Source organism: Paenibacillus allorhizoplanae (genome assembly GCF_927798215.1).
GTDB classification, from domain to species: domain Bacteria; phylum Bacillota; class Bacilli; order Paenibacillales; family NBRC-103111; genus Paenibacillus_E; species Paenibacillus_E allorhizoplanae.
The window spans coordinates 343,414-368,185 of sequence record NZ_CAKMMW010000003.1 but is presented as its reverse complement, the minus strand read 5'-3'; the positions used below and the strand labels follow the sequence as shown (position 1 = coordinate 368,185).

The 24,772-nt window shown below is 44.7% G+C and carries 11 protein-coding genes; all 11 read left to right on the top strand.

Annotation, left to right across the window (positions count from 1 at the left end; translation table 11 throughout):
• Positions 1-5 precede the first annotated feature (5 nt).
• The 11 genes from L6I86_RS07770 (at position 6) to L6I86_RS07720 (ending at position 24,664) form a co-directional block, all read left to right on the top strand.
• Positions 6-1,622 (top strand): type 2 periplasmic-binding domain-containing protein, encoded by a 1,617-nt coding sequence (locus L6I86_RS07770; RefSeq protein ID WP_236285992.1) that lies wholly within the window; start codon positions 6-8, stop codon positions 1,620-1,622.
• Complete coding sequence (locus L6I86_RS07765) at positions 1,619-3,061, top strand: sulfatase family protein (RefSeq protein WP_236285991.1); 1,443 nt, start codon at positions 1,619-1,621, stop codon at positions 3,059-3,061. The genes L6I86_RS07770 and L6I86_RS07765 overlap by 4 nt, the downstream gene beginning before the upstream one ends.
• A gap of 133 nt (positions 3,062-3,194) precedes the next feature.
• Positions 3,195-4,241: a glycoside hydrolase family protein gene (locus tag L6I86_RS07760; RefSeq protein WP_236285990.1), complete on the top strand. Its 1,047-nt coding sequence runs from the start codon at positions 3,195-3,197 to the stop codon at positions 4,239-4,241.
• A 408-nt stretch (positions 4,242-4,649) separates the two neighbouring features.
• Positions 4,650-9,701: a pectinesterase family protein gene (locus tag L6I86_RS07755; RefSeq protein WP_236286344.1), complete on the top strand. Its 5,052-nt coding sequence runs from the start codon at positions 4,650-4,652 to the stop codon at positions 9,699-9,701.
• Positions 9,702-9,796: 95 nt separating this feature from the next.
• Positions 9,797-11,509, top strand: a complete 1,713-nt coding sequence (locus tag L6I86_RS07750; protein WP_236285989.1) for an S-layer homology domain-containing protein — start codon at positions 9,797-9,799, stop codon at positions 11,507-11,509.
• Between the two features lie 61 nt (positions 11,510-11,570).
• Positions 11,571-18,080, top strand: a complete 6,510-nt coding sequence (locus L6I86_RS07745) for a pectinesterase family protein (protein WP_236285988.1) — start codon at positions 11,571-11,573, stop codon at positions 18,078-18,080.
• 292 nt (positions 18,081-18,372) lie between these two features.
• Positions 18,373-19,722, top strand: coding sequence for an ABC transporter substrate-binding protein (locus L6I86_RS07740; RefSeq protein ID WP_236285987.1), 1,350 nt, complete (start codon positions 18,373-18,375; stop codon positions 19,720-19,722).
• The gene (locus tag L6I86_RS07735; RefSeq protein WP_236285986.1) at positions 19,685-21,487 is read left to right on the top strand and encodes a cache domain-containing sensor histidine kinase; all 1,803 of its coding nucleotides are present in this window, start codon (positions 19,685-19,687) and stop codon (positions 21,485-21,487) included. Before L6I86_RS07740 ends, L6I86_RS07735 begins: the two co-directional genes overlap by 38 nt.
• On the top strand, positions 21,480-22,751 hold the full coding sequence (locus L6I86_RS07730; RefSeq protein WP_236285985.1) for a response regulator: 1,272 nt from the start codon (positions 21,480-21,482) through the stop codon (positions 22,749-22,751). Before L6I86_RS07735 ends, L6I86_RS07730 begins: the two co-directional genes overlap by 8 nt.
• Before the next feature lie 139 nt (positions 22,752-22,890).
• A complete protein-coding gene (locus L6I86_RS07725) occupies positions 22,891-23,832 on the top strand; it encodes a carbohydrate ABC transporter permease (RefSeq protein WP_236285984.1) in 942 nt (313 codons plus the stop codon).
• Positions 23,825-24,664, top strand: a complete 840-nt coding sequence (locus L6I86_RS07720; RefSeq protein ID WP_236285983.1) for a carbohydrate ABC transporter permease — start codon at positions 23,825-23,827, stop codon at positions 24,662-24,664. Before L6I86_RS07725 ends, L6I86_RS07720 begins: the two co-directional genes overlap by 8 nt.
• The last annotated feature ends 108 nt before the right edge of the window (positions 24,665-24,772 follow it).

Below are 24,772 nucleotides of genomic sequence, written 5' to 3'. Positions count from 1 at the left end.
AAAAGATGACAAACAAATGGTCAAAAGCTTCACTTGGATTAGTGCTAGGCATGTCAGTTGCACTTGTAGGCTGCAGTTCAGACAAAGGCGCACCAGAGGTGAGCGGCAAGCCGGAAGGATCTGTACCGTCCAATATGAACGTGAGCGGCTTCCCGATCGCCAAAGAGAAGCTAACGCTAAATATTGCGGGGTTTAAGCCGCCTTCAGGCAAGGATTTGAACGACTACAAGCTTTTCCAGGATATAGAGGCCACGACAAACCTTCATATCAATTGGAATTTGACCCCTGGCAGCAGTTGGACAGAGAAGAAGAACCTCTTGTTTGCCGGCGGCGAGCTGCCTGACGCTTTCTATGCGCACGGTATTCTCAGCGAAGACACAGATATTGTGAAGTATGGTTCTCAAGGTATTCTCATCCCGCTTGAGAATTTGATCGAGAAATATGCCCCTAATGTGAAGAAATTGCTGCAAGATAATCCGACCTATAAAAAGCAATTAACCGCGCCGGATGGGCACATTTATTCGCTGCCTACGATCGACGAAAGCTATTCGCGGACGAAATCGACGATGTTTATCAATAAAAAGTGGCTTGACCAGTTAAAGTTGCCTATGCCGACAACGACCGACGAGCTCTATAAAACGCTAAAAGCCTTTAAAGAGAACGATTTAGGCGGTAACAGCAAGAAGGATCAAATCCCGCTATCGTTCCTACAAAACTGGAACAGTGATGTCAATTCCTTCTTCGGTGCTTTCGGACGAATTGATCGCGATGTACATAAAGCGGGCAACAATCACCTAGCTGTTGAAAATGATAAAGTTATTTACACAGCGGTACAGCCAGAGTACAGAGCGGCAATTGAATATTTCAACAAACTTTTCGCCGAAGGCTTGGCAGATCCAGAAAGCTTTACACAAGATGGCAAGGTGCTCACGGCCAAAGAAAGCAAAGGGCTTGTAGGCGTTGTGTTCGATTGGAATCCAGCCAACCAGGACTATGTATCGCTACCGCCGCTAAAAGGACCCAACGGTAAGGATCCGGTATGGGCGGAATATGCAAACGGTATTTTGTTACGAGGATCATTCGCCATTACGAACAAGAATCAACACCCGGAAGCGACGATTCGCTGGATTGATTACACGTATGATCCGAAAATTTCCATGCAAATGAGCAGAGGGGTTATCGGAGGCGATAGCTTAAAAGAGCGCTCGGATGGTAAATACGATGCGATTGCTCTGCCGCAAGGAGCCAACTCGGAAGACTTCATGAAGGTGCCGCCAACCGCCTATTCAGTCTGGGCGCTGACCAAAGCTGTCAGTGATATGGTCGTGCCGCCTTCACCGTCGCAAATCCGCTCCAAGGTAGATGTAGATAACCTATACGGCAAGTATCTGGTTGACAATGCGTTCCCGAAAACGTATTTCACGGCGGAAGAAAGCGATCAGATTTCCCGCTACTTGACGGATATCGATGCCTACGTAAGTAAAATGTACGCGAAGTGGATGCTTACAGGCGGTATCGACAAAGAATGGGACGATTACGTGAAAAAGCTGAATGACATGGGTATGGATAAAATGGTGAAAATTTACCAACAGGTTTACGATCGGTATAAAACAACGAAATGAGTGGGAAACCGAACATCATTGTGATACTCGCTGACGACATGGGGAGTTGGGCACTTGGCTGTGCGGGCAATCACGAAATCCACACCCCGAATCTCGATCGGCTTGCAGCCGATGGGATGCGATTCGATCATTTCTTCTGCACGTCGCCGGTTTGTTCCCCGGCGCGTGCTTCAATATTGACTGGACGTATGCCGTCTCAGCACGGCGTTCATGACTGGATTTGCTCCGGCAATGTGACTCGGAGCGAATTGCGGGAAGAGGTGCAGAGTCAACCAATTTTTGCCGACGAGCGTACAGCTACTGAATATTTGGCCGGTCAGCTGACGTATTCGGAGCTTATGGCCGAAGCTGGATATGCTTGTGCTTTGAGTGGGAAATGGCATCTTGGTTCCAGCACGGTCCCACAGAGTGGCTTCGAACGCTGGTTTTCCATCGCCAGGGGCGGATGCTCGTATATGAAGCCTGATATTGTGGAAAATGGCGAGGTTACACTAGTGGATGGCTATGTGACAGATTTGATTACGGATCGCGCACTGGACTTTCTGAATGAGCTTTCGCAGCAGGACAATCCTTTTTACTTGAGCGTTCATTACACAGCGCCGCATTCACCTTGGGATTGCTCTGAGCACCCAGAGTCCTATGTGTCCATGTATAAGGAATGCCCGTTTGAATCTGTTCCTGAGCTGCCACTGCATGCGAATCAAATCACTTCTGCACCGCATGGCGAAGGTGAACGCCGTAAGGAGTTGCTTCGAGGCTATTATGCTTCTGTTACTGCTATGGATGACGGCATCGGCAGAATAATCGCAAGGTTGGAGGAACAGGGATTAAGGGAGCAGACACTCCTCATCTTTACGGGCGATAACGGTATGAATATGGGGCATCACGGCATTTGGGGCAAAGGAAACGGGACATTCCCTCTGAATATGTTCGATACCTCCGTTAAGGTTCCCGCGATCTTCAGCCACCCAGGTGTCATCCCTGTCGGTCGTGTTTGCAGTGAACTGGTTAGCCAATATGATATGTTTCCAACACTACTGGCCTATGCGGGATTGTCCAATCCGGATCCGTATCCGCTGCCAGGTCGTAGCTTTCTTCCGCTATTACGGGGAGAAGAGGACGACGGTCATGAGGATATTGTTATTTATGACGAATACGGACCGGTTCGTATGATCCGCACGCAAGCATGGAAATATGTACATCGTTATCCATACGGTCCACACGAGTTATATGACTTGCATAATGATTCGAACGAAGATGTGAATCTGATTCATGATGCTGCATGCCAAGAGGTGCTGGGAGACATGCGACGAAGACTCAGTGAATGGTTCGTGAAATATACGGATCCAAGTAAGGATGGCCGGGTTGCACCTGTTACGGGAAATGGTCAGCTAGCTCCGCTTAGAGCGGGGATTGCCGAAGGCGGCGCTTTTAAGTAACACGACCCAAAAATATACGTTTCTGGTTAGCAAAAACTATGCAGACCAAGAATCAGCGACTCAGGATATATGGAATGATTAGTCCATCTAGGCACGCGTCTGATCCATTTCGTTACCCAAGGAGGAAAGTTGGATGTTAGCTAATCAAATGTTACCCTCGCCACGATCTGGCGGTTTTCGAATGGATGGTTACTGGGTGTGGTGCGGTTCTGTTGTGAAAGGCGAGGATGAGCGCTATCATATGTTTGCTTCCAGATGGCCTAAATACCTGCCGATGCATCCTGGCTGGCTAGTCGCATCCGAGGTGGTGCGAGCCGTTTCGGACGCTCCCGAAGGACCTTATCAATTTGAAGAAGTTGTTCTTCCTTTCAGAGGAGCGGAATACTGGGATGGAAGAAGTACGCATAACCCGCATATCGTGAAGCATCAGGATACGTATATTTTATACTATATGGGGTCCACGCACCCATTTATGGATGTATCGCCTGAAGAGGCAGAGTCCTATGATCTTCATGATCCAAGATGTATCGTAGCGCGAGCTAATAAGCGGATTGGCATTGCTGTTTCCAAGAGTGTATATGGGCCGTGGGAACGAATGGATTCTCCCATCTTACAGCCAAGACCGGATAAGTTCGATAATTTCTTCACTTCTAATCCTGCGCCGTGCATGCATGAAGATGGATCCGTACTTCTGGTGTATAAGACTAGAACCTACAAATCCAGGCCGTATCCTACCTTTTTGCACAGTCAAACTATGTCGTTCGGGGTTGCAAAGGCCGATCATTACAGGGGACCCTATACGGCTTTAGCGGATGAGACGGTATTTCCTACAGATAAATTCTGCTTGGAGGATCCTTTTATTTATCAAGTACCTGGCGGCTATGAAATGATTGCGAAGGATATGATTGGCAACATTTGTGGTGAATATCATGGCGGGATTCTGGCAAGATCGCAGGATGGGATACACTGGGAAGCTCTTGAGGGAGAAAAGTCATACACCCGGAGTATCAAATGGGATGATGGCACGGAACAGGTCATGGGGAGCCTGGAGAGGCCCTTTATTTTATTTGAAAATAACGAACCCACCCATATGTTTTTTGCTACTGCTGACGGCCCTGGTGAATTTACAAAAGCTGCGAATACCTGGAATATGGTTATTCCATTGAAACGGGATAAATAAGGTTAGTGCACAAAATAACCACATAAGATCGTTGAAACGGCAGCCGGCATGGCTGCCGTTTTCATATATAAGCATATGGAATATTTCTGCATACAAGTTGATTTTCTACCATTTTATCGTCGGCCGACCGTGATTTGGAAATCACAACACTAAGAACTCTCGGTGTATAGAGATCTTTTAGGTGAGCAAGTTGGAGATTATGCAGGATTATCTGTTGCGATGAATGTGTTAGAAAATACTAGGATCTGAAATGGCTAGCCTTACGAGAAATCGTAGGGCTATTTTTTTTCTCAATCATAACAAACAAAACTGTATAAGAAAACTTATTTTGAAAGCGGTTTATTTGAAGTAATCTTTGTATTGTACCTTGTCAAAATTGTATAAAGGGAGTGTAATAACTTGAAAAAAATGCGAAGTACGATGATTACAATGGTTTTCCTATTACTTGTTTCTTATTTGCCGGGATTATCACAGTTTGCTCTAGCCGACACGATAGCTGCCTCTACACATGGTGTATATGTTCCAACAGATCTCAGAATGTCGCCAGCGTCAAACACGGAAGATTCGGTAGTACTCGTATGGGAAAAGCCGTTGACCTACGATAACGTAGCGAATTACAACATTTACAACAGTGAGGGTTTGTTCATTGGAAGTACGTCCAAAACCTACTATAAGATACTCGGCTTGTCGCCGAATACAATAAGTAGTTACATCGTACGGGCTCAGGATGCTTCAGGACTAGAATCATTAGATAGTAATATTGTACAAATCACAACCAAGCCAGTTGGCGTAAAGCTGAATGTGAAAGATTTTGGGGCAACCGGTAATGGGTCGACGATGGATACGGTTTCCATACAAGCTGCGTTAGACGCAGTTCCAGCAGGTGGAACGGTATATTTCCCGGCGGGTTCCTATTTAACGGGAGCGCTGTTTTTTAATCACAGTAACATTACCGTGTATGTGGATGCAGGGGCACAGATTAAACCAAGCACACATAAGGTCGATTTTAAGCCTTTCGTGATGGCTAGGCATAGTTTAGAAGAGCCAGAATCCTATGCTAGCCTTTTTAATGCAGGGGTTATGGACCACAATAATTACGGTTATTCAATTCATGATATTGCCATTATCGGACCTGGAACGATTGGGGACGCGCAAAATGGCCTCGACCTACGGGTGGAATATGACAATGATGTGAAAGAAGTCGGCAAGACTTACGGAGGCGGAAGCTTGCTTAGCTTCAATAATGCCCATAATGTGTATCTGGACGGTTTGCAAATTAGAAACGGGATGATGTGGACCATCGTGCCTGTATACTCCAAGGATATTACAGCCTATGGCCTTGATATTAATACTTCTGTCCATAATGGGGATGGTTTTGACCCTAACTCTTCTGAAAATGTCTACATCCTTTCTTCCACTTTTCAGACGGGTGATGACAGCAGTGCGATTAAATCCGGTATTAATCAAGAAGGTCGAGAAATAGGTAGACCCTCGCGCTTTATTTACTATCGTGGGGATACGTTCAGCGGTGGCCATGGCGGGATCGTATTAGGAAGTGAGATGTCCGGAGGGGTAAGTGATGTGTACGCGGAGGACTGTAATCTTATACCAGTCGATGTATCTTCCAATGCAGTAGCGCCAGGCTTCAAAATTAAAACGAGTACTTCCAGAGGCGGATACATCCGCAATATACAAGTCAGGGACTCACTCATTAATAAGATTGACCTCAATTCCAATTACGATAAACTGACAGTTCCCGATATCTATCCGCCGGATATGAGCAATTTCCGTTTTATTAACCTTCGAAATAATGATACAGCAGGAACGGGAACGGATAATATTATTTCCTTGATTGGCGCGGCCTCGACTCCCACCTCAGACAATGCATTGAAGAATGTGCAATTCATCAATAGCTCCTTCACACAAGCCCAATTAGCCTATACGGAAAATATTTTCTTCTATAATTGCAACTTACCCAAGGGAATTAATGCGACAAATAGCTCGAATATCGTACAAGACGGAGCCGTTGTGTATGATAAATCCTTCCCTGTTAATGATGATTTCACTTCTTACAAAGTAGGCGATGTGCCTGGCGGCTACTGGGCAGCATCAAGTTATGCCCCAGGTCTCATCACGATTGCAGCGGATGGTGCTCGGGATGCGAACAGTATTTTTCTCGATGATGAAAATGCTGGTTATGTATCCGTGTCCCGCAATTTTGCCGCACAAACCTCTGTCGTAACGGCAGAAGTATACATGAAATTCCCGGCACCGCCAAATTTAACGAATGGTGTGCCCAACGGTACTTATGCGACTAAACCAACAAGCAACAACAGAGTATTTCAGTTGCTCGGTTCCAACGGCAAAATTGCCGTATGGTTAAACACGGAAACTTCAGGAGCGTTAAGCTACGTGATTAATGGTGTCACATCGCCAATTGTCGTTCCCTCCATACCGATAAATACATGGTTTTCGGTTAAGACGGTAGTGGATATCCCAAATAAGGTAGTTGATGTTTATTACAATGGAACGAAGGTACTTAGCGGGCAGCCTTTCTATGATAAGACGGTCATTCCGCCGGATATAAACACTTTTAAATCTATTGGACCGAACAATAATACGACTGTAGCCTCCCAGGTTTTTCTGGATGATTTAACGATTAGCAGCCCTGTGACGGACAATCAAGGGTACGGGATCAATCTATCATCAACGAATCGAGCTACCTCTATTTCTGAGAAGGGGGGCAGCTTACAACTTAGCGCTGCAAGAACGACAGGCGCCACTTCCTCGGCAGTCACATGGGCTGTTTACAATCGTGATCTTACAGCTACGGATGCTGCCACAATCGATACCAATGGTCTATTAACTGCGAAGAAAAATGGAAATGTCGTTGTTGCCGCCTCGTTAATGGATGGTACTGCCATCGTAAGTTTAATGCCGATTAAGATAACAGGCCAAGAAAATACAGTAGGCTTTAAAACGATAAACGTATCTACTGCGGTCGGAACTCCGCCGAACTTGCCTGCAGCTATAACGGTCATGCAGGATGATGGATCCGTGATTCCATCCCCTGTGATTTGGGATTTGATAAATCCAACACAGTACAATCATGCCGGAACAATAACGGTAAATGGGACTGTAACGGGATATGCACCAAGAGCTACTGCCACAATTCAGGTTGTTCCGCTTGCTGTCACAGGCTATTCGTCGCTTGTCATAAAGACCAAAGCTGGAATAGCGCCTAACCTGCCCACTATGGTAACAGCTATGTATAACAATCATTCTTCTCAATCTCTTCCTGTCGTATGGAATGCTGTTCAAGTGAATCAATATGCCCAAACCAATGTCAAAGGATTTAAGGTACAGGGCACTGTGCAAGGATCAACATTGCCGGTCGCAGCCTATGTTTCTGTCCTTCCGGACCTTGGTCAAGGCGGTACGCCAATTCTTGTAGCTGCAGATGGCAGTGGAGATTTCAAGAGTATACAGGCCGCCATTAATTCCGTACCGGATCAAAACAATAACAGAGCTGTTATCTTTGTGAAAAACGGTGTCTACTACGAAAAAGTGCTAATTCCGGAAACGAAACCTTACATTTCCATGATTGGTGAAAGTAAAGACGGAGCCATTCTTACCTATGATGACAATCCGAAAAAGACGGCTCTCGATGGAACTTCGTTAGGACTAGGCACATATAACGACTATACGTTTATGATCAAAGGGCATGATTTTTACGCTCAAAACATGACCTTCATCAACTCCTCAGGATCCGGAGCCGGGCAATCAGTTGCCGTTGACGTGTATGCGGATAAGGCATTTTTTGAGAATTGTAAAATTATTGGTTATCAAGATTCACTCTTGACCCGGAACTTGACGGATAATGTGGATCCAGCGAATTATGCGAATAACACAACGATTCAAACCTATCGCTCTTATTTTAAAAATAGTTACATTGCCGGTTCTGTTGATTTTATTTTCGGACCGGGAACAGCCGTATTCGAGAATAGTGAATTGCATGCTAGACTGGCTGGTCATGTGACAGCTGCTTCGACGCCAAGGGGCCAGAAGTATGGGTATGTGTTCTTGAACAACAAAATCACTTCTGAATCTTTGATACAAAGCACGGCAGGTACATCTGATCTTGGAAGAACATGGCGTCCATACGCGCAAACGGTTTATTTAAATTCCTATATGGAGAAGCATATATCTCCGGCAGGCTGGAATAATTTTGGAAATGCTGCTAATGAAGCGACGGCCTATTACGCCGAATATAACAGCAGCGGACCTGGAGCGAATCCTTCTGCTAGACTTGCTTGGACACATCAGCTAACCAGCACGCAAGCACAGAGCTATACGCTGGGCCAGATATTCCAAGCGAGTAGTTTGATTGGCGGAACAGACGATTGGGATCCATCGATTCAAACGCCTGTTGCCTCCATTGTCTCAATCACTTCTACACAGATCGTTACGCCTGTAGGCACGGCTCCTTTGCTGCCCTCGGTTGTAGATGCTGTGTACTCAAATGGAACTACACAACAAGTTCAAGTGATTTGGGATACAATCGCACCTGAACAATATGCTCAAAATGGCAGCTTTACGGTAGTAGGAACCGTTCAAGGTACAACGATAAAAGCGCTAGCAACGGTTACCGTTCGTGCGGGCAGCGTTCTAACGGGACCTCAATCCATTCATGCGGGTCAACCTTTGACGCTTACTTATGGATGGTCGGGCGTATCGGAGCAAGTATATGGGCTAGATCTAACATTGACTTACAATCCGAATCAACTGCAATATGTATCAGCTGAATCCTTACTTCAAGGCATATCCGTTGTAGATCAGTCCAGTACGTCAGGGCAAGTGAGAATTCTTGTTGCAAGCTCAACACCTGGTGTAACAATGACGGGGAATCTAGGAACTATTCTTCAACTTCACTTCCAGGCAGGCAACGCCAATCAAGATGCATCCGGCACGGTGAACCTAACTCAGGCAATCATAGCAGATGGAAGCGGGACAGAGACGGGGATGGATGGCACAGCTTATCAAGTGTTCATTCAGGTGCCTGATGCAGCTAATAAAGCAGCGTTGATCTCAAAAATTAGTGATGCACAAACCGTAATGGCTCCTGAGAATATCGGAAACTTGTGGGGACAATATGCACAGACATCGGTGAATACGTTAGCTGCAGCAACTTCAAGTGCAGCGGGAGTAATGAATAATAACCAAGCAACACAGACGGAAGTAGATCAAGCGCTCGAACATTTAACTAGCGCGATACAAGTTTACTTGGCCTCGGTTAATACGCATGCCAGTATTGGCGACTTAGCAGTCGTCGCCTCCCATTACGGACTAACATCGACCAGAAGTGATTGGGCTATCGTGAAGCGCTACGATTTCAATCAGGATAATCAATTAGATATCGTGGATTTGGTAGCGATCGCACGGAAAATTTTAAACAAATAATGTAGTAAGTGTATCGATCTCATGGGAGCAGCTTCGCTGCTCTCTTATAACTAAGTTGGAAGTGAGTTGATGTCCTAGTGGCTAGAATAAGAATCATGTTCCTGATGATATGTTTGATCCTACTGTCCAAACCAGCGGTTTCACAAGCAAGTGGCGCTCCGGATTTTTCGCTTTCTACGACGCAAACGAGTTCAACGGTTCAAAGTCAATTTGATGTTACGGTTAATGCCACAAATCTATCCGATATGGTTGGATATGAAATTAATCTGACGTATGACAGCACCAAACTAGAATTTATCAACTATACGGCGGGCAATGGCGGATTTACGATTAGTCCTATTCTAATAACGAATGGCGTGCAGTTAGCGCATACTGAAATCGGAGAAAAGCCTGGCTCGAATGGAAGCGCAATGCTTGCGAAGGTGACATTCAAAGCTCTTCAAAAAGGGAATGCCGAGATTGCTATAACCAGTATTAAGCTCGTGGATTCACAGGTATCTTCTGTTGTTTATACGAGTAACGCTTCTAAGAGTGTGACGATTAATGATTCAACTGGCGGAGGAGGCCAACCAGGAGGAGGCCAACCAGGAACAGGTCAACCAGGAGCAGGCCAAACAGGAACAAGCCAAGCAGGAAATGGAGAGAAGGGCATTCTCATTCCGGACGTGCAGTTGGATAAAGACACACATTCTGTTATATCGACAGTGGATTCAGATTCGTTGAAGCGGGCCCAAAAGGAAGCTGTGGCCAATGAGAAAGGGATCAAAAAAATTAGTATTGCTATTCCGAAGAATCTAGATGCAAAAGCTTATGTGCAGGTTGTGCCAACAACGCTTGTGTCTACGCGTACAAAAAGTGAAGAGATCGAAATTATTTCTGATTTTGCCACGATTGTATTACCTAGTAATATGCTTCAAAAACAAGCTGCTTCTTCGACGGATGTCAGGATTCGCATTGCTCATGCGCAACTAGAAAATCTGTCATCAGAAGTTCGAAATCAAGTAGGTACCCATCCAGTCATTGAGTTAAGCCTTGAATCAGGTAACCAGGTTATTCCATGGAATAATAGTCAAGCTCCAGTATCAGTAAGCATCCCTTATGCACCAACTCCCGAAGAACTTCAAAATCCGGAGCATATTGTCGTTTGGTATATCGATAGTTCAGGCAACGTGACATCCGTTCCTAGCGCCAAATACAATGCAAGTACAGGGAGTGTGACCTTTAAGACGACGCATTTCAGCACATATGCAGTTGCTTACTTGGTGAAGTCATTCGATGATCTTCAATCGGTGCAATGGGCCCAAAAACAAATTGAAGTGTTGGCATCCAAAGGTATAGTCAATGGCATGTCAGAAACCCATTTCGATCCTTCTCAAGCGATCACGAGAGCCGACTTCTTGGTATTACTTGCTAGAACCTTGGAATTACACGGTGACTTAGGGGCTGCTTTCTCGGATGTACCACAAGATGCTTATTATAGTGAATCGCTGCGCATTGCAAGAGGATTGGGAATTACGGATGGAGTTGGCGATAACCAATTTAATCCACGGGATCCTATTACACGAGAGGATATGATGGTATTAACGGCTAGAGCACTAACGCAAACAGGCAGCTTGGCTAATTCAACTGCTTTGGGGGCCTTAGACCAATTTGAAGACGCGGGCTTGGTTTCGTCTTATGCAGCAACAAGTATCGCTACATTAGTAAAAAACGGACTTGTTCAAGGCTATAATCAGGCGATTCATCCCAAAGAAACCACGACTCGTGCAGAAACTGTTGTGCTTATGTATAACATCTACAATCACTAATGGGAATTCAAGGGATTATTTTGGGAGGGGTTGAACGGCAATGAAGGGTAACCGCCGAATCATGATTCAGATTTTGATTGGATTGATGCTTGTAACGACTTGCATTCCGATGTTCCCAATCGGTGCATGGGCAGCAGGAACTTTGCCGCAATATTGGAGTGCCTCGGCCATCAAATGTACCGATGCAGCTTGTCCGGCTCTTTCGAATTATGATGCTAATTATGCCAGCAATGTCATGACACTGAAAACCAGCAGCGGCAAGCTGCAAACGCAAGGCGATACCATGTATGCGGCTTCTATGCCAATTACTGGCGATTTTACAGTTACAGCCAAAGTGAATAATTTTAAAAACCAACCTTCGAATGCAACAGATACAACGGGGGCGGGAGCGCTAAGCTATCAGAACAAAGCACTGCTATTTGTTAAGAAGTTAATCGATCCTTCTGACTTGAATGCAAGCTCGATTTCTCCTTCTATTATGCTTTCGTTTCAACCGAAACAGTCAGCGGAGGTGAATGGTTCCGGTGTATTGAAAAATAGCAGCTATGTCTATGCGTGGCAAAATCATGTAACATCGACGACTTCTGCCGGTAACGTCGGAACTGCTGTGAGCGAAACGAGTCAACTCGCTGGTTATCCAATCTCGACGAGTGATTTAAGCACGAAGGCGCTTTATTTTAAACTGGTGAAGAAGACGGATTCCGTCTCCAAAAACAGTACCTATTCAGCGTATATATCTAACGACGGATCGAATTACGGTAACGGAACAACGACAGGTACAGCCCTATATTCGTTTACAGATACTAATAATGCTGTTTTTGGAACTGGCAGTGTGTATATCGGGCTCGGAGTTGATTACGGAACGGTTGAATTTAGCCAGGTGACGATTATGGATGCCTTCGGCAATGCGGTGTTTCCAAGCTCGTTGTCATCTTCGACACCAACTGGATTATACACGATTGCCGGCAATACGAAGGGCACGGTAGGGTGGACGGCGGTAACGGGCGCTTCCTCCTATAACGTGAAACGGAGTACGACGTCTGGGGGACCTTATCAGCTCGTTTCAAATGTGACTACCAACAGTTATACGGACTCGAATCTATTGAATGACACGACTTATTATTATGTCATTAGTGCGGTAACAGGGAGCGGTGAAAGTCCGGATTCCCTTCAAGCGAATATCACACCGGTCTATGCGCCAGATCCACCGACGGCCCCGACAGGACTGAAGGGAACGTCAAGGGATAGTCAAGTCAGCTTGCAATGGGATGCCGTACAAGGATCAGATAGTTATAATGTGCTCAGGAGCAGTGACGGAGGAGCCATATATACGAACATCGCTCTTGGCCTGACAACAACGAGTTATACGGATGCTGGACTGACCGACGGAACGAGCTATATGTATGTGGTTCAATCCAAAAATGTTGGCGGGGTAAGCGGGAATTCGGCTTCCTTGTTGATTGCGCCTGTATCCACGCTCGCGAGTCCAACGAATCTTGCTGCAGCTACAGGCAATTCCAAAGTGGATTTAAGCTGGAATTCAGTAACAGGTGCAACCTACTACACGGTGAAGCGGAGCACGTTGTCGGGGCGTTCCTATTCTGCAGTTGCTAGCCATTTGAGCACGCCTGTCTTTACCGATACGACGGTTGTTAATGGAAGTACGTATTATTATGTCGTTTCGGCATCGAACGCTCAGACGGAAAGTATGAATGCCAATGAGGTTCGTGTAACCCCTTACAATGTTCAAGCAGGTTCCCCTTCGACTCCGGTCGGTCTAACAGGGGAAGCCGGGGATAGTGAAATTAGTTTGACTTGGACTGCAGTTTCTAGTGCTGCGACTTACCATGTACAACGGGCAACCACACTCACTGGACCCTACATGACACTTGCGAACGTAGCTGGAACAAACTATGTAGATAACAGTGTAGTGAACGGAACGACCTATTATTATACCGTTTCCGCCGTCAATGGGAGCGGGGAGAGTGCTAGCAGCGCGGCTGCTACCGCAACGCCTGCGCATGTAATCGTAGTAGCGAAGGATGGTACGGGTGATTACGCCACTGTACAATCGGCTGTGGATTCGATTCCAAGTGGTAATACGACAAGACAGGTCGTCTATATTCGTAATGGTGTTTACAGCGAAAAAGTGACTGTACCCAGTACGAAACCTAATCTTAGCTTTGTAGGGGAAAGCAGAGACGGAACGATTCTGACCTACAATGATTATGGGAACGCTGTAGGTACTAGTAACAGCTACACGATTTCTGTTTCAGCGAGCAATTTCACAGCGGAGAACATGACAATTCAAAATACGGCGTTTAGCAGAACAGCGGTAGGCCCAGCTGTTGCGCTCTATGTGACGGCTGACCGGGCAATTTTTAGCAATGTCCGACTGGCAGGCTTTCAAGATACGCTATATGTAAACGCTGGCCGTCAATATTTCAAGAACGCGATTATTGAAGGCGATGTGGACTGGATTTTCGGCAATGCAACGGCTATTTTTGACAACTCGGAAATCAAATTTGTCGGTAATGGCGGGGGGCATACAACGGCGGCCTCAACGGACCAACTCGCTTCTTTCGGATACGTTTTCCTGAACTCCAAATTGACTCGGGGGACGTCCTCACTGAAAAATGCAGTAACGGTAGGAACGTGGGACCCATCTTGGGATATTGACAACAATATAGCCGCTACCAACGGATCCGTGGATTTAGGCCGCCCTTGGCGAGCATACGCGAATGTGAAGTACATTAACACTTGGATGGATGCCCATATTAAAACAGTTGGCTGGGATAACTGGGGAAGTACAGCCAACGAATTAACTGCGCTTTATGGTGAATATAACACTACCGGACCAGGAGCGAACCCCAAAGGCCGATATAAGTGGACGACACAAATGACAGCAAGTGAAGCCAATCAATACACAGTGCAGAATGTGTTCAAAGGGACGGATGGATGGGATCCGACTTTGATCGGCGTCTTTCCGCAGAAGCCGCAATCGGCCAAACCGGCTTCCCCGACCAGTTTATCTGCAGCCTTAGGCTATTCGCAAATCAACTTGAGTTGGAATACGGTTGCTGGCGCCAAAACGTATTCGATCTATCGCAGTTTGACCGCCGGAGGTCCGTATACACAATTAGCAACAAGCCTTACTGCTACTGGATATTCGGATATGACGATAAGTTTGGGAACGGCATATTTCTACAAGGTGTCCGCTGTCAATGACTCCGGTGAAAGTGCGCTTTCGAACGAGGCGGCAATTTCAAGCAGTGGAACCTTTGACCGAAAGACGGCAAATCAAGCGGATCTTACTGTTACTGTGCAAGTTGCAGGTGAAACCGTTACGGGTCTAGCCAATGGGACGTTTCAGCTGGTACCGACGACAGACTTTAGTGTCAACGGTAATCTGTACAAGATTAACAAATCCTATCTGGCCCAATTGCCGATAGGAGCAACGACCTTAACGTTTACATTTAGCTCAGGGAATAAGCTTTCTTACGTTATTCAAGTTATTAATACGACGCCGCTTCCAAGTCAAACGATTTTAAATGTACCAACACTTCAGCTATATTCCATTGAAGGTGTGGCACCGTTCCTGCCTAGTATTGTTCCTGTTAATTTTACAGATCAAACGGAGAAGGCCCTCCGGGTAAACTGGAACCAAGTAAATCAGGCTCAATATGCTTCGGCTGGCAGCTTCACGGCTCAAGGGGTAGTCGCTGGAACTACCGTTCCGGTAACTGCGAATGTTACAGTTCAAGCGTTGAATACCGTAAGTGCCGTCACTGGTGGAACTGAACTGTCATCTTATTTGACGAATTTGCCGTTCACGATGCCATCGATATCGCTTTATTCGTATCCTAATCAGGATTTTAACATTCAGGAATATGGTGCGGTTGGTGATGGGGTGACGAAGAATACAACTGCCATTGCGAATGCGATTACAGCCGCTGCGAATGCAGGCGGAGGTCGTGTCATCATACCGGCAGGTGATTGGTTGACAGGACCGATTCAAATGAAGAGTAACATTAATTTTCATTTGGAGGACGGCGCCAGAATCCTATTTAGTCCAGATTATAGTGATTACACGCCAGGCTCCACGAGATATCAGTCCATGTTCCTGGCAACAGGACTTAGTAATATTGCTATTACCGGTAATGGTGCGATTGATGGAAACGGCCAGTACTGGCGTTATGTGAAAAAATCTAAGGTCACCGCAGGTCAATGGACATACCTGTTGTCTTTGGGGGGAGTCGTAAGCGCAGATGGAAGCATCTGGTATCCTTCCCAACAAGCCATCAACGTTGGCCGACCTCTGATGGTTGAAGTTACGAATAGTACGAATGTGCTAGTCGACGGGCCAACCTTTATGAATTCGCCGCAATTTGCTACAAGCTTTACGAGTGATCGCAATCTTGTCATTCGAAATACAACGGTCAATAACGATGCTTGGTATCAGAATGGCGATGGCCTAGATGTCACTTCCTCGCAAAATGTGGTGATGTACCATAACACCGTTAATGCTGGGGATGACGGGATTGGCATGAAGTCCAGTAACGATCCAGGCCCTACAACCACCTTAACGAATGTGGTCGTAGCTGATAATATCGTATTCCGTGGCCATGGCGGATTGTCAATCGGTAGTAATACCTCCGGAGGTGTCAATAATCTTGCAGTTCGGAACAATCAGTATATTGGTACTGATGCCGGCATTAACATTAAATCGTATGTAGGCAACGGCGGACCGATCCAAAATCTTTATTTTGATGGCATTCATATGCAAAATATTGGCGGAACCGCGATTAGTATTAGCGATTTCTACAATGGCCATGACGCTGTGTTGGATAATGCCCAACTTGGGGTGGATCGACGCGTGCCTGAGATTAAAAACATTCATATTCGTAATATTACCGTTGACGGCGCGGAACAAGCCGTAAATATTGAAGCACTTGTTCAAGTACCCGTGCATGATATTGAACTGACTAACGTAAAGATAACAGCTGCGACAGGGTGGGTATCTACGAATACGGCGAATTTTCAATTAAATAACGTTCAAATTACGCCATCCAGTGGAGTACTCTACACGTTAAGCAATGCATCATCCGTACTGTTTAACAATGTCTTCATTCCTAGAGGAACAAGTACGTTTATACATCTTGCAGGAAGCGCAAGTCATATTCAGATGAAGCAGACAGATTATTCGATAGCTGGAGTTCCTTTCCAAATAGATCAAGGGATTAGTCCAAGTGTCATACAGATTCTAGATCCAGGATTAGAGCAAGTTCCGAAACCACCTGCCAACCTTAGTTCATTCACAGGTTATTCTGACGTACACTTAACTTGGGATGCCATCTCAGGGGCGACCTCATACAACGTGAAGCGTAGTACTACGATTGGAACTGGTTATCAAACCATTGCTGCTAATGTTACGGGAACTACGTATACTGATGTTGGACTCCTTGCGAATACGTATTATTATGTTGTTACAGCAACGAATGGAGCTGGGGAGAGCGGATCTTCGAATGAGGTTGTTGCGTCTATGACCAATACATCTGCTGGCTCTCCAGTAGCGAATCTAACAGGCGCAACCTCCAGTTATGTAGGTGAAAACGTAAACTTCATCTACGGGTTAAGTATGGATGCCAATAGTGTCCATGCATCTGTTTACGGACAAGATTTAACGTTCCAATATAACCCGAATCTGATGTCGTTCGTTTCGGCGGAATCACTCGTACCTGGGCTTACGATAGTGAGCGTAGATCAAGACGCGATTGGGAAAGTCAGAATCTTTCTCGCAAGTCTGAACGCAGGAGTCCGTACAAGTGGCGATCTGCTGAAATTAATCTGGAAAGCAATAGGGACGGAGCAGCCTGGTGAGGCAACCACACTCATGTATTTGAATCAGATTGTCATTGCTGACGAAGTTGGGACGGAAATGACATTAAACCATGCATTTGCTACCCTGCGACTTCAGATTAATAAATCAGTATTAGTGGCTAAGGTGGATGAAGTATCAGCGCTGACTGCCGACAACTACACGCCAACCTCGTGGGCGGTGGTGCAAGTGTATTTAGCATCTGCGATTGCAGTCAACACGAACCCGCTTTCCACGCAAAGCCAAGTCAATGCCGCCGTATCGAACCTGCAAACAGCAGAAGAGCTCTTGGAATCGGTGTCAAACAAATCGCCGTTAAGTTTGAAAATAGCCAGCGTGAGCGACATATTGACTTCTGCATCGATTGGAGAACGATGGGGGCAATATGCTCAGAGCGAGGCAACTACGTTGAACGCTTCGATTAGCTCTGCGGTGCTTGTACGCAATAATCCGAATGCGGACCAGTTAGCTATCGATCAAGCTTTATCTGATTTGGATCACAAGCTGCAGCATTTCTTGAGCGCCATAAATACCAAAGCCAGTATCGGTGATTTGGCCATTATTTCGGCTAGTTACGGAATGACGTCAGTTAGTTCATCTTGGAACCAAAACAGAAGGTACGATATAAATCAGGATAATAAGCTGGATATTGTTGATCTGGTAGCTATTGCTAGAAAAGTTTTAGGTAATTAACGTATATGGCGAGTCCAAATTCACATTGGGCTCGCCTTTTAATAAAAACAAACAAAAGTTTCGAAAATTTCTTATTTAGTTATGGGGATCTTTCGTCTATGATGAAGTAGAAGTGTCTAATTTTACAACGGTTCCTTGCCATAGATGCGGCTTTTCCACAAAAGGGGGAGCTGCTTTTTTGTAGTCCTGCTTGCCGACTTAGGGTATCTTTATATGGCGTAAATTTGATAAATTAATTGTAAGCTGCGGAACATTGTCGTTCCAAGTGGCGTTGACCTGAGGAGATGGCATAATGAATAAACAGATAGGGAGAATTGCCATTACGGCTGCTTTACTGGCTGGCGTCTTATTGACTCGCTATACGATAAGCTACTTTACTTCGAACCCTAACGACCCGTCTAGTCATGGCGTAAGCCAGAAGACGTCTCTTGTATTTTGGGCAAGTGTTATCACGCTGGAGCGGGAAGCCTTCTGGGAAGAGGTCGTGGAGGAGTTTAATGCCAAGAACCCAGACATGCATGTTACCTTTTTGGGAATTCCCGGAGATTTAAATGCTTACAACAATAAGGTGAACGTTGCCATTGCTGCGGGACAAGCGCCCGATATTATGAATAATTTTACAACGGATATTGTTTCGCGCGGTGTACTGGAACCTCTTGACGATTATTTTGACAAATGGGAAGGTAGAAATAAAATCACGCCTAGATCAATTGCTTCGACTCGGTCCGCTGACCCAAGGGAAAACAAGCTGTATGGCTTGCCCTACGGCATTTTGCCATGGATGATGTGGGTCCGAACAGATTGGTTGAAAGAACAGGGTTTGCCCCTACCCGTTACATGGGATCAATTTTTTGACGACGCTAATAAATTGACTGATTTGTCTCAGGGGCGCTATGGTTACGGCATACGAGGTGGATCCGGAAGTGCTAGTACACTCGAGATGCTTATGTACGCCTATTCTGGCATTACAAATTACTTTACAGAGGATGGTAAGGCGACAATAAATGATCCAAGGCATGTTCAATTCCTGGAGAAGTATTTGGGGGGATTTCATGTGAATACACCAGAGGATGATCTAGGAAAAGGATGGACAGAATTAGCTGCATCCTTTCAATCGAGCAAAGTTGGCATGATTTTCCACAACTTGGGATCGGCCAGCTCTCATGTGAAAAGTTTCAATGATGATTACTCCAAATTTGCGGCAGCACCATTCCCGAAGAGCATGCAAGGGTATAGTGTCCATCCCAATGTTCCGCCATCCATTTTAATGATGCTCAAGTCGTCGAAGAATAAGGCAGCCGCGTGGAAGTTTATGACTTTTTTTGCCACCCAGTATAATGATGCTTATGGTAAACTGTACGGAGAAATCCCTCCAACGATAGATGCAATGAAAGCCGATTGGATACAGAATACTCCCTATTTCAAAACGGGGGCTGCACTTATGTTGTCGACGACAACCAAATTTACCGATAATCCCATCTATTTGCCGGGTTACACAAGTATTCAGAAGAATATGGAGCCAATGATTCAGAATGTCATGACCAAGAAAATAAGCGCCAAAGAGCTGTTGGATAAATGGGCAAAGCAGCTAGAGGAGGAACGGCATGATTTCATTGATAACAAGGAGTCCCATACGAATTAAATTGCTCATCTACTTTGTACCTATTCTGATTTTATCCGTTGTACTCACAGGACTATTCTCCTACTTGTCTTCTGTTAAGCAACTGGAGAACAATGCTTATTATTTGTTGAATGACACTGTGGAACAAACGAAAACGTTTCTGGATGATAAATTTAATACTGTATTTGAACAGCTTGTTGTGATAGAAAACAACGCAGCCTTCCGAAATATATTGGCTAATAATGGCCAGTCTGAAGATCAGCACCGTTTCGACGACATTATCGATCTTCAAAGACAGTTTTCGGAATCGTATGAGAATAACTTTCAAATGATTGACTCGATCTATGTGACTTTCAGCAATGGTCGTTCATTTAATTTACAGAAGGATTTCGTTCCAAGGCATGTCGGATTTGACTTGAATGAGTGGATAACTCGATATTCACGCGTAGATAATCCAGGTGGCTATTACTGGCTGAATCGGCATGAGGATCATGTATTTGATACGGTCGAGAAGAGAAATGTGGTCAGTTTATTTAAAATCATTGGCAAGAAAGAATCGGATGTCAACGGCGTTATTCTTATTAACATGCGGGAGACCTTTTTACTTAATATTTTACGGAATGTAAAAGTAAGTCCTAATGGCGTACTAGCCTTAATTAGCCCAGATGGTATGATGTATTCGAAAGCGTTAGCGCCCAATTTCACGATTGATGAGAAAGCGATCCAAGCTATTCAGAATAGTGCCGAGGCACAAGGCAGCATCGTAGAGACGAGTACGGCCAATCATAAAATGATGATTAGATATTCGACCTTATCTTTGAATAAATGGAAGTTGGCAGCGATTGTTCCCGAAAGCGATATTCTGAGCAATGCCAGTCAAATTAAATCGATCACTTTGTACATTGTGTTAATCATCTTATTTGTTTGTATAATCGTTGCTACATTCTTTGCAAGCAGAATTTCAAATCCAATTCGGTTTCTATCCAAACAGGTTCAAAGGGTTAGTCAAGGTGATCTGAAGGTTAGCTTCCGTTTAGAAGAGCAAAATGAAATAGGTGTTTTGGCAAAAGGTCTCGAGAGCTTGGTTGAATCTGTTCAGGAGCTGCTGCAAAAAGTGAAAAATGAGCAAGAGCAGAAGCGGCAGATTGAATTGCTGGCTCTCCAATCCCAAATCAAGCCTCATTTTCTATATAATACGTTAGGCTCGATCAAGCATCTCATTGATTTGGGTGAAAAAGAGAAAGCTTCCACCATGGTGAATGCGTTAACACACTTTTTTCGGATTGGGATCAGTAAGGGGCGGGAAGTCATTACGATCGGTGAAGAAGTGGAACACGTTAGAAATTATTTGCTGATTCAAAATATACGCTACATCAAGGATTTTGAATTTGAAATCGAAATCGAAGAGTCGATCATGCATTTTCCGATTATGAAGCTGACCTTGCAACCCATCGTGGAGAATGCCATCTATCATGGGATCAAAAGTAAGCGAGGGCGTGGCGTTATTCGGATCACGGGAAGCCGGAGAGGCGATTATGCGGTATTGGAAGTATTCGATGATGGAGCTGGCATGAGTGGAGAAAGGTTACGTGACATTCAAACTTCCATCCAAGCCCCTAAAGTTCAGGAAGTACCTGTTACCTTTGGGCTGCGCAATATTTATTTGCGTCTTGTCCTTCAATTTGGCAGGAGCTGTGAGATGACGTTGGAAAGTCGCGAAGGGGAGTATACCCTTGTCAAGCTTGTTATACCATCTACCGATAAGGAGGAATACACCCATGTATAAGTTGGTTATCGTAGATGACGATGAGTGGATCAGAGAGGGGATGCGAAGGAACATTCCTTGGGAGCGAGAGAAAATTCAAGTCGTCGGCGTTGCTGAGGATGGTAAAATGGCTTGGGACCTGATTCAGAAGGTGAAGCCTGATATTTTGCTTTCAGATATCCAGATGCCATTCATGAACGGCTTACAGTTAGCGGAAACGATTAAAGCTCATGGGTTGGATACGAAAGTCATATTTCTAACCGGTTATGATGATTTTTCCTTTGCCAAGCAAGCACTTCAGCTGCAAGCATCTGATTATATTTTAAAATATGAAGACAATAACAAAATATTGCAATCTGTCGTGAATGCGGCGAACAGACTCCATACGGAACGAAAAGTGGTCTTGAAAGAGAAAAAAAGCCAAGGACTGATCATCAACCAATTTTTTAGTGATTTGATTGCTGGGGTAGGAAACGACGATACCATTGAAAGGGACAGTCAGTTACTGGAAGTCTCATTCTGCGGCAACACATTTGCTATGGGCAGTATTGATATGGGAAGTGTAACAAGGTATCTAAAACCTAATAAACCGGAAGATATGGAACTGCTGCTATTTTCGATGAAGAATCTGTGTACGGAAGTCATCGAATCCGAAGAAATCGAGAATTGTCAGGTTCAAGTCATTCAATATAATCACCGTATTAATTTGCTATTTAATTTTACTGAGGCTATTTCGGATGACTGGAGGCTTGTCGTAGAACGGGTATCCAGAACCATGATCGAATCCATTAACCAATACCTGAAAATAACCGTCAATATTGGCGTTGGCAGCTTTGGAGAAGGGTTCAGACACATTGCTTTATCTTACGAGGAAGCCTTAATTGCGTTGCAAATGAAAGGCATTTTTGCCACGCAGGATGTAATCTTTACCGATCAAGTGAAGCAGTCGAATAGCTCGCATCACGCCATAATCAAAATTATTACGGATTATATTGATGTTCATTACGCAAATGAGGATTTGGATTTGAAGGAAGTTGCGGAGAAGGTACATATTACCCCCTCCTATGTGAGTACGCTTTTTAAAAAATATAATGATGTTAACTTTAGTGATTATGTGATTCGTGTCCGGATGAAAAAGGCGAAAGAATTGCTCATTCATTCAACGCTCAAAGCTTATGAGATTGCGGAGAGTGTGGGCTATCCCAACACCCAATATTTTAGTGTAACGTTCAAGAAATATACAGGATTAACCCCCATGGAATATAGGCAAAATCACCGTCAATAAGGTGATGTTTAGAGCTGGCAGGAAGTCAACGTGGTTGGCGGATGCTGGCTTTTTCATTTAAAAAAAACAAACAATCTTGTATAAGATATCTTATTTAGAAAAAAACGTGTAACACCTATGATAGTAGAGAGGTGATTATATGAAAGTACAACAGCTGGTATCAGAAGGACCCGTCAGCTCAGTCAAAAAAAGGAGAAATCGGTTAAGAGGGGATCGTGCACTTCCCTATTTCCTAGTTGCTCCAACACTAATTCTCATTGCAATTATTATGGTTTTTCCTATTTTTCGCGTCTTTGAATTAAGCGTGCAACACTATGATTTAACACGGCCCCAAGAATTCGGATTCGCTGGGCTAGCTAACTTTAAACATATTTTGTTTGAGGACGATATGTTTTTTGGCACATTGGGCGTTACGGCAAAATGGGTTAGCCTTGAAGTTGTACTTCAACTCGTTCTTGGTCTCATTGTTGCCTTATTGCTTAATCAAAGCTTTCGATTTCGAGGATTAGTACGCTCACTCGTCTTAGTACCTTGGGCCGTATCAGGCGTACTGACGACCATGTTGTGGACGCTGATGTACAATCAACATATTGGCGTTATCAATGATGTTCTCAAGAGGCTTGGCGTTATTCATCAAGATATTGCCTGGCTGTCCAATACTTCAACGGTTTTCGGATCGATAGTCGTAGCGGAATTATGGCGAGGGATCCCCTTCTTCGCAGTGACCTTGTTGGCATCCTTACAGTCGATTCCAAGTGATGTCTATGAGTCCTGTGAAGTGGATGGTTGCGGCAAAGTAAGGAAGCTGTTCTATATCACACTTCCTTATCTGAAAGAAAGTATCGTATTCGCAACATTGTTGAGAGCGATATGGGAGTTTAATTCCATCGATATGATTTTCACAATGACGAACGGCGGCCCAATGAATATGACAACAACGCTTCCGATCTATATGATGCAGACGGCGATTCTGAAAGGCAATTATGGATATGGTTCAGCCATTGGCGTCATCACTTTCGCGTTTCTAATGATCTTTGTTCTGATCTATTTGAAGCTAAGTAGGAGTGGACAAGATGATTAAAGTCAAAAAGGCGATTTCCTCACTAACCCTATTTTATATCCCAATGACGATTGCTCTTGTGTTTGTCTTGTTTCCTTTTCTCTGGGCAGTTTCCACCTCACTCAAAAAGGAAAGTGACATCATTAGTGCTACGGTCCGTTACTTTCCGAGCCCGATGACCTTCGATAATTTCGTCAAAGTATGGAGTGTAAACAAGTTTTCAGTCTACTTCATTAACAGTTTATTCATTAGCATTATAGCGGTTGTATTCATTGCTATTCTTTCCATTGCGAATGGGTATGCCTTAAGCCGATATAAATTTAAGGGAAAGAATGCGTTTATGCTAATCCTGCTTAGCACCCAAATGCTGCCGGTTATTCTTTTCGTAATCCCGTTGTTTCTCATCTTCAAAAATATGGGATTAATTAATACGCCTTATGCCATCATTCTGTTCTATATCGTTTCGCAAGTTGCCTTTAATACCTTGCTCATGCAGGGGTTCGTCAACAGCATTCCGAAAGAAATTGACGAGGCTGCGATGGTCGACGGCGCTGGAAGACTCCGCATCATAGCGACGATTATCACGCCGGTCATCCTGCCAGGTATTGTTGCTACAGCTGCTTTTGCCTTTATTGGTTGCTGGAACGAATTCCTCGTTGCATTTTCGTTCATTACTTCAGCGAAGAAATTTACGATTCCAATTGGGCTGAAGTTTCTAATTGGCGAGTACAGTGTGGAGTACGGATCACTTGCAGCAGGGAGTATTATTGGTCTCATCCCGCCAATCCTGCTTTTCATGTATATTCAACGCTTCCTGGTTCAAGGGCTGGCTGGAGGTTCTGTTAAAGGATAGTGTGATTATAAAAAATTGAAAATGGGCTCTGTGCGTGGGAAAAGCAAACGCGCAGGGCCTTTTTTAGGACAACGAGAGGACCTAAATTAAACTAAAGGAGAGAACGGC